Raw genomic sequence first — 8,232 nt, forward strand, 5'->3', positions numbered from 1 at the left:
ATTTTTCAGTTCAGATTAAATAATAAACGTTGGGTTTTGTTCCGGCTTCGGGAGCCAGTACTTTAAATTTCCTCGAAGCCAGTAGTGATGAAACTTTACTGGTAGGATCATCGATGTCTCCAAAATACATGCACTTTGTAGGGCAAACGGAAACACAGGCAGGGTCTTGCCCTTCTTTTAGTCTGTGTGCGCAAAATGTACATTTATCAACATATCCATCAGGGTGCTGGTATCTCGCATCGTAAGGGCAGGAGGCGATACAGGCGCCGCAACCAATGCACTCATCCGCGGTCACCAAAACAATGCCGCCTTCTGCTTTGTGGCTCGCACCAGTAGGGCAGCATCTTACACAAGGCGCATTTTCACATTGATTACACCTTTCTGATTTTAGTTCTATTTCGACCTGTGGATAGGTACCGTTGACCGATTCAGTAACCCAGTCACGACAGTATCCGATGGGCACTTTATTTTCGGTTTGACAGGCAACAACGCAGTCGCTGCATCCAACACATTTTAACGTGTCTATGACCATGGCATATTTCATATCAATACCTCTTTAGCTGGGTTCTCAATTAAAATTTTTACAAAATTTCCTCTCATACCTGTACCGCCCATCAATGGATCGACAGATATTCGGGTGATGAGTTCTGTATCGCTCGCTCCTTTTCCATGCGCCCGACTTAATTTCTTATTGGCATGCCCAAAACCATGGTACATGTAGACTGAATCCCATCTGATTCTTTCCGTCACCCTTACTTTAATCGGAAAAGTCGAGAGCACGCCATCCTGATTTTCGAGCCAGACGGCTTGTCCGTTTTTTAGATTTTCCAAACGGGCAACTTTTGGGTTTACCCAAAGGGTGTTTTCATCAGTGAGATCGCTTAGGTTTGGATTGTTGATTGTTCGACTAAATGTGTGCATGGGTGAACGGCCATAATTTAGACGGTAAAAACCTGGTTCCGGGCTATCATGTGCCGTGTATTCGGGCATTGCAGGTAGGCCGAGTGCGGCTAACTCATCTGAGTAAAATTCAATTTTCCCACTTTGTGTCGGAAACTCATAAGCCGCTCCTTTTTTAAGGTATAATGAGCCGGATTTTCTTTTAAAATTTTTGACACCAATTTTTTTCATTTCTTCCAATGAACTCCCCATTTTTTCTAGTTGCCAGGAAATTACTTGCTCAAAATCATCATAGTCAAAATAGTCCTGCAGTCCCAAACGGTTGCCAATTTCTTTGGCCATCCACCAGGCCGGTTTGGATTCATATTTAGGAGCTACGACAGGGGACCGCAAGGCGATGGAAGGTTCTCTGTTAGTGGCAGACCTGATGCCATCATACCGTTCCAGATAGGTGCATTCAGGTAAAATCACATCTGCATATCCTGTGATCTCCATCGGCATGGTATCCATGACGACCATGAAATCCAGCGCATTCATGGCTTCCTCAATTAATGCTCGTTGAGGCACTGAAGTAACCAGATTTGTGCCAGCTACAAACCATCCCTTTACAGGGTATTTTTGTTGTTCCTTTGGGATGGATGCCTTTATAACTTCTGTCGTATTACCCATTTCCGCAAAAGGATATTTTTCTCCAATTTCTTTCCAGCCCCATTTTGGATGTGGATAAGGTGGATGCGGATAAGCAGGAACTTTGATTTTTTCTTTAAAATAGAATCCTCCACGATTCCCCCAGGAACCTAAAAGGCCATTGAGAATAGCGATGGCACGTTCTCGTTGCGCATCATCGCCATACCAGGTTACATGTCTGCCAGGATGAATAATGGCCGACGGAGCTGCAGCAGCCATGATCTGTGCAGTTTTTCTTATTTCACTGGGTTTGATGGTTGTAATTCCATAAGCCCATTCAGGGGTAAATGATTTTACATGTTTTTTCAAGGCCTCAAATCCATGCCCATATTTTTCAACATACTCTTTATTGTAAAGGTCTTCATAAATCAAAACGTGCATCCAGGAAAGCAATAATGCCATATCAGTGGATGGTTTAATGGCCAACCAATGCTGAGATTTACTGGCCGCTGTGGAGCACCTTGGATCAACGGTGATAATACTTGCACCTTTATCTATGGCCTCAGACATTTCCTGTACCTGGCTATTGTGCATATTTTCTCCAATATGAGAACCGATTAGAACAAGGCATTTGGTATCTCTGATATCTGTGGGTTCGGGTGAACCCACCCATGAACCATAGGTCAAACCAAAACCTGTTTCACGGGGTCCGCGACATTGTGCATATGCAGGCTCGGCGATGGTATCAGAACCGTAGGCTTTGAAAAGATGTTCAAGGTGACTTCCCGGAGAGCCGTGTTTAATTAGTGCCATTGATTCGGAGCCATAGACATCTTTAATTTGTTGCATGTTTTTTGCAACCAGATCGAGGGCTTCTTCCCAGCTAGCCTTTCTAAAGGTATCTTCTCCGTTTATTTTGGTTCTGATTAAAGGCGTTTTTAGCCGGTCGTTGTCACTGTACATGCCCAGGCCTCCGGTTCCTCGTGGGCAAAGGCGTCCGTAACAATGTGGATCCTTAGGATTGCCAATAATTTTTTGAATATTGTTGTCTTGGTCTGCATAGGCCCATGCTGCACATTTCCAGAAACAGACCTCGCAGTAGGTAGCCGCTCTTTTTAATGGAATGCCGGCACCTTCTTTTCCGTTGAGAGGATTTGAAGGCAGGGCACCGAGCGCCGTTGAAGTAAGTGCAATGCCACTTGCACTGAGCGCAGATATTTTAATAAATGACCTTCTTGAGTTACCCATGTTGTTCTTTTTATATTGTTCAAACAAAAAGACTGTATTCAACAGGCTCTATGTTTGGTGTAAAATTAGAGGTGAACAAGAGTTGTTTTGATGATAAAAGTCATATTGAATTGTGACTCCGGTCACATAGGAACAGAAAAAACATGTCATTACTCATATTTTTCAATCTCGCTGGGTCGTAATTTTGTTTAAAATCTAGGACTGATGTCAAATCACAAAATACAATCGAAAAGTACCTGGGCATTTTTGCTTATATTTTTGTTGCTAATTACGTGGTTGGGACTGAAGCTTTTCGTTATGGAAAATAACGGTAACGAGGTTTCTGAAGCCTATATCAAGATAGATGTCGCCAAGGAGTCCTGTATTGACTGCCATAAAGAAATGCAGGGATTTTCAGCCTACCACGATCCAAAGCAAATCGGCTGCGTAGTCTGTCATTTAGGAGATGCTTCTTCCTCGGATAAAGATATTTCGCATCGGCAGATGGTACTTATTCCGGGGAATTTGGAAGACGCTGAATTGACTTGTGGTAAATGCCATCCTCAGGAACTGGAAAAAATTCAACATTCTTTGATGACGACAAATAGTGGTTTGGTGGCCGTTGATAAATACATATTTGGCGAAACAGACAGTCCTGATCATCATTTTGATATTCGTGAACTGGCACATACAGCCTCGGACGAGCATCTCAGAAATTTATGTGCCAATTGTCATTTGGGCAAAAAGAAAAGTGAATTTGGCGCAATTACGGAACTGAGCAGGGGAGGAGGTTGCAATGCATGTCATTTAAATTATTCTGATCAGGCAGCAAAGGAACTCACAACCTACTTAAATTCCGGAAAGACTCAATTAACTCAAATACATCCATCGACTGATGTATTTATGAATGATACCCATTGTTTTGGGTGTCATAGCCGTTCCAGCAGAATTTCTACTAATTATATGGGCTGGCACGAGACCTTGTTAGACGAATTGCCTGCGTCAGGTGCATATAAGATGTTTGAAGACAAAAGAATCTATGAATTTAAAGGTGCTGATGTACATCATTCCAAAGGATTATTATGCATTGATTGCCATAGTTCTCATGAAGTTATGGGAGATGGCATTGACTATACGCATGAAGAGGATGCTGTAAAACTGGAATGTGCGGACTGTCATTATAAAAACAGTCCAAAAACGATTCCCTATGATGAACTGGATGCAGAATCTGCATTGGTTTTTATGCATAGGGGTTATACGCATTTTGATCATCCAATCTTGGTAAGTAAAGCAGATGGTCATCCGCTGGTTAACACCTATTTGGATGAAAATGGAGTCCTGCGTTTAATAGGAAAAAAAGACGGAAAAGAACATGAGGTGGTCAAACAAGGTGCACAATGTGCAAAGGATGCAGCGCATCAATCCTTGAGCTGTGCTTCTTGCCATTCGGGTTGGGCACCAAAGTGCATTGGTTGTCATAACAGTTATGATACCCGTCAACAAGGCTATGACCTCCTGGATGAAAAACTGGTGAAAGGTACCTGGATAGAGCACGTTTATGAATTTGAAACAAGTCTGCCTGCAATGGGAGTACGAGAGAAGGAAGGCAAGCGAGAAATTGAACCGGCGATACCCGGTATGATCCTGTCCATTGATGATTCGAATCACCCGGATGACTCGCCTAAAAATGAATCATTTGACAGGTTGTATGCTTCCAACGCACCGCATACCATCCAGAGAGAAGCGCGAAGTTGTACATCTTGCCATTCCGACCCGGAAGCCATTGGTTATGGGAAAGGAAACCTGGTTTATTCCATTAAAAACAGTAAAGCCGTATGGGCATTTGAACCAGCTTATGAATTGAATTCAAATGATCAATTGCCTGAAGATGCCTGGATTCCTTTTTTGATAGAATCCAATGCAGCACGTTTGTCAACCCGCTCTGATTTCAGACCCTTCAATTTGAAAGAACAACAAAATATTTTGAGGGTTGGAGCTTGTTTGGAATGTCATTCTCCAAATTCTAAAATGATGAAACAATCCTTATTAATCGGATTAAAACCGCTACTTTTGGAACGATCCGAAAAATGTCTGATACCAGAATATTAAGAAACCATGAGTAAAACGAAATTGTCCAAGCCTTTTTTAATGCTATTTTTCCTGGTATCTGTGGGAGATATTGTTGCGATCTATTTGGAGAACTCCTTTCTTCAAATGATCTGTAAATCACTGATCATTCCTTCTTTACTGGCCTGGTACCTTACAAAGAGTTCAGGTGTCAATAAGTTATTTGTCATCGCACTTGTTTTTTCTTTTGTAGGAGATGTTCTATTGCTCGATAAGGTAAATTATTTCATCTTTGGAATAGGAGCCTTTCTGATCACACAGCTCATCTACGTATTGATTTTTTCAAAAGGACTGGGGGAAGCGAGCGGGAAGCATAAACTGGTTTCCATCCTGCCATTTCTATTGTTTTTCAGTGTTTTAATTTCCATTTTGAAACCAAACCTGAATGAGTTATTGATACCCGTGAGCATCTATGGTTTTGTTATTTCTGTATTTGGAATGGTATCTTTATTAAAGTACCTGAATGAAAAAAACGGGTACAATTTACTACTGCTGCAAGGAGCGGTACTATTTATTATTTCGGATAGTATGATTGCACTCAATAAATTCTTTGAAGAACAGTCGTTTTACCCGGTAAGTATTATGATTACCTATATTGCAGCGCAATATTTAATCACTTCTCATGTGCTTCAAAACGAACTGATGAAAGATAATGTGTAAAAAAAGACTTATTTGAACATGTCCATGCCTGGGATATCTGGCATACCACCTTTGGCCGCTGCTGCCATTTCTGATTCATTAATTTTATTGGCTTTGTCTATTGCATTGTTCAGGGCAAGAATCAGATAGTCTTCCAAGGCTTCTTTATCTTCTAATAACTGGTCATCAATGGCAATGTTTTTAACCTCTCTGTTTGCCGTTACAGTTACAACGACCATCCCATTCCCGGCATCGCCATCTACCATCACTGAATTTAAACGATTCTTTGTTTCTTCTATTTTGGCCTGTGCTTCCTGTAATTTGGCCATCATTCCCTGCATATCTCCAAACATGATCTGATTTTTTAAAATTAAATTGATATTTTTCCCCGTCAAAGGAGAAACAAAATTAAGGATTAATGCAATACCTATTTATCTATAATCAAATAAATTAATTGTGGTTACCATAATATTATCTCTTACTTTTGCAATCCCCGTGAAAAAGAATTGTCATTAAACATGAAAGAAACAAATATGTCGAAAAAGGAGATGATTCCTCCAACAGCAGAAAGAATTCCAAAAAAAATGGAAATTCACGGAGATGTTCGGGTTGATGATTATTACTGGTTAAACGAGCGGGAAAACCCGAAGGTAATTGACTACTTAAATGCGGAAAACGACTACTATCATCATGTTACAGGTCATACCAAAAAATTTCAGGAAGATCTGTTTGAAGAAATGAAGTCCAGAATTAAGGAGGATGATGAATCGGTTCCATACAAGAAAAACGGATATTATTACATTACCAAGTACGAGACTGGAAAGCAGTATCCATTGTATACGAGGAAAAAAGAGCGTCTCGATGCCCAAGAAGAAATTATTGTAGATGTGAATAACCTGGCGGAGGGTCATGAGTATTATGCCCTTACCGGATTGAATGTCAATCAATCGAATAAAGTGGCTGCGTTTGGTGTGGATACCGTTAGCAGAAGACAGTATGACATCCAGTTCAAAAACCTTGAAACTGGTGCGCTCTATCCGGAAATCATTAAAAACACCACAGGGAGTACGGCCTGGGCCAATGATAATAAAACGGTTTTTTATGCCAGGAAGGATCCTATGACCCTGCGCAGTGACAAAATATACAAACATGTTTTAGGAACAGAGGTAAGTGAAGATGTGCTAATCTTTGAGGAAAATGATGAAGCTTTTTGGACCTTTGCCTACAAATCGAAATCCAAACGATTTATTATTATTGGATCCTACAGCACCCTTTCTACTGAATACAGGTATTTGGATGCCAATGATCCAAATGGTGAATTTATGATCGTACATCCCAGAGAAAAAAATCTTGAATATAGTATTGCCCATTATGGAGCGCATTTTTATGTCTTGACAAACCGGGATCATGCGCTTAATTTTAAATTGATGAAGGCGCCTATTGGTAAAACGTCAAAGGAATATTGGGAGGAGGTCATTCCCCATAGAGAGGATACCTTACTGGAAGATATTTCGATATTTAAGAACTTTTTGGTACTTGAAGAAAGGCATAATGGATTGAACAAGATTCGAATTCGGAAATGGGATGGCAGCGATGATTATCACCTGCCTTTTGAAGAAGAAACCTATTCAGCTTCCGTTTATAATAACCCCGAATTTGATACCAATGTGATCAGGTACAGTTATAATTCCCTGACAACACCTAATTCAGTCATTGATTTTAATGTAGATGATCGTTCGAAAGAGGTGAAGAAGGAGCAAGAGGTGCTGGGAGGTAACTTTGATAAAGAAAACTATAATAGCGAACGTGTCTGGGCCAAAGCACGAGATGGAAAGCAGGTGGCTATTTCATTGGTGTATAACAAGAAAACGGTTATCGATGAAAATACGCCTCTGTTACTTTATGGCTATGGCTCCTATGGAAGCATTGTAAGTGACCGATTTAGTTCTGTACGCCTGAGTTTGCTGGATAGAGGTTTTGTATACGCCATTGCTCATATTCGTGGCGGGGAATACCTGGGGCGAAGCTGGTATGATGATGGAAAGATGTTTACAAAAATGAATACTTTTTATGATTTTATCGATGCTGCAAAGCACCTCATAGCTCATAAGTATACTTCAGCAAAACATTTGTATGCCGAAGGGGGATCCGCCGGAGGCTTGCTGGTAGGAGCAGTCATCAACTTGTGTCCTGAAATTTTTAATGGAATTATTGCTGCCGTACCCTTTGTAGACGTGGTGACTACCATGCTGGATGAGAGTATTCCGTTAACCACCGGAGAGTTTGATGAATGGGGAAACCCGAAGCAAAAAGAATCTTATCAATACATGCTCTCGTATTCACCTTACGACAATGTAAAGCAACATGACTACCCCCATATGCTGGTGACCACAGGATTGCATGATTCTCAGGTACAATATTTCGAGCCTGCAAAATGGGTCGCAAAATTGAGGTTAAATAAAACAGATAAGAATCAGTTGCTCTTATACACAAATATGGAAACAGGTCATGGTGGAGCCTCAGGCAGGTTTGACGCCCTGAAGGAAGTTACCAGAGATTATTGCTTTTTGTTTGATTTAGAGGGGATTAGCGAATAGTATTTTTTTTTGTAATATTGTGAGAGCAGTCATGCTCACAAGATTCTTATAAAGAATAACATCTGTAGTTTGAAAAAAATACTTAAATTTGCCCGGTTTTTATAATCAAAGCATT

General features: G+C 40.7%; 6 protein-coding genes. 3 read left to right on the forward strand and 3 right to left on the reverse strand.

The window, feature by feature from the left end; genetic code table 11:
- Window positions 1-10: 10 nt before the first annotated feature.
- Both ACR2MV_RS08805 and ACR2MV_RS08810 read right to left on the reverse strand, forming a co-directional pair.
- On the reverse strand, window positions 11-544 hold the full coding sequence (locus ACR2MV_RS08805; protein WP_434021541.1) for a 4Fe-4S dicluster domain-containing protein: 534 nt from the start codon (window positions 542-544) through the stop codon (window positions 11-13).
- Complete coding sequence (locus ACR2MV_RS08810; protein ID WP_434021542.1) at window positions 541-2,775, reverse strand: molybdopterin-containing oxidoreductase family protein; 2,235 nt, start codon at window positions 2,773-2,775, stop codon at window positions 541-543. The genes ACR2MV_RS08805 and ACR2MV_RS08810 overlap by 4 nt, the downstream gene beginning before the upstream one ends.
- Before the next feature lie 297 nt (window positions 2,776-3,072).
- Between ACR2MV_RS08810 and ACR2MV_RS08815 the strand changes: the two genes are divergently transcribed.
- The gene (locus ACR2MV_RS08815) at window positions 3,073-4,863 is read left to right on the forward strand and encodes a hypothetical protein (RefSeq protein ID WP_434021543.1); all 1,791 of its coding nucleotides are present in this window, start codon (window positions 3,073-3,075) and stop codon (window positions 4,861-4,863) included.
- 6 nt (window positions 4,864-4,869) lie between these two features.
- The gene (locus tag ACR2MV_RS08820) at window positions 4,870-5,541 is read left to right on the forward strand and encodes a lysoplasmalogenase (RefSeq protein ID WP_434021544.1); all 672 of its coding nucleotides are present in this window, start codon (window positions 4,870-4,872) and stop codon (window positions 5,539-5,541) included.
- 8 nt (window positions 5,542-5,549) lie between these two features.
- Here ACR2MV_RS08820 and ACR2MV_RS08825 read toward each other — a convergent pair whose 3' ends face one another.
- Complete coding sequence (locus ACR2MV_RS08825; protein WP_434021545.1) at window positions 5,550-5,873, reverse strand: YbaB/EbfC family nucleoid-associated protein; 324 nt, start codon at window positions 5,871-5,873, stop codon at window positions 5,550-5,552.
- Window positions 5,874-6,038: 165 nt separating this feature from the next.
- Here ACR2MV_RS08825 and ACR2MV_RS08830 point away from each other — a divergent pair, with 165 nt between their 5' ends.
- The gene (locus tag ACR2MV_RS08830; RefSeq protein WP_434021546.1) at window positions 6,039-8,117 is read left to right on the forward strand and encodes a S9 family peptidase; all 2,079 of its coding nucleotides are present in this window, start codon (window positions 6,039-6,041) and stop codon (window positions 8,115-8,117) included.
- Window positions 8,118-8,232: the final 115 nt, after the last annotated feature.

The organism is Lutimonas sp. (assembly GCF_051011215.1).
GTDB lineage: Bacteria > Bacteroidota > Bacteroidia > Flavobacteriales > Flavobacteriaceae > Lutimonas.

What these genes read in the sequence shown, in the direction of transcription:
- ACR2MV_RS08805 (WP_434021541.1), bottom strand. Translation starts at nt 544, where the DNA reads ATGAAATATGCCATGGTCATAGACACGTTAAAATGTGTTGGATGCAGC.
- ACR2MV_RS08810 (WP_434021542.1), bottom strand. Translation starts at nt 2,775, where the DNA reads ATGGGTAACTCAAGAAGGTCATTTATTAAAATATCTGCGCTCAGTGCA.
- ACR2MV_RS08815 (WP_434021543.1), top strand. Translation starts at nt 3,073, where the DNA reads ATGGAAAATAACGGTAACGAGGTTTCTGAAGCCTATATCAAGATAGAT.
- ACR2MV_RS08820 (WP_434021544.1), top strand. Translation starts at nt 4,870, where the DNA reads ATGAGTAAAACGAAATTGTCCAAGCCTTTTTTAATGCTATTTTTCCTG.
- ACR2MV_RS08825 (WP_434021545.1), bottom strand. Translation starts at nt 5,873, where the DNA reads ATGTTTGGAGATATGCAGGGAATGATGGCCAAATTACAGGAAGCACAG.
- ACR2MV_RS08830 (WP_434021546.1), top strand. Translation starts at nt 6,039, where the DNA reads ATGAAAGAAACAAATATGTCGAAAAAGGAGATGATTCCTCCAACAGCA.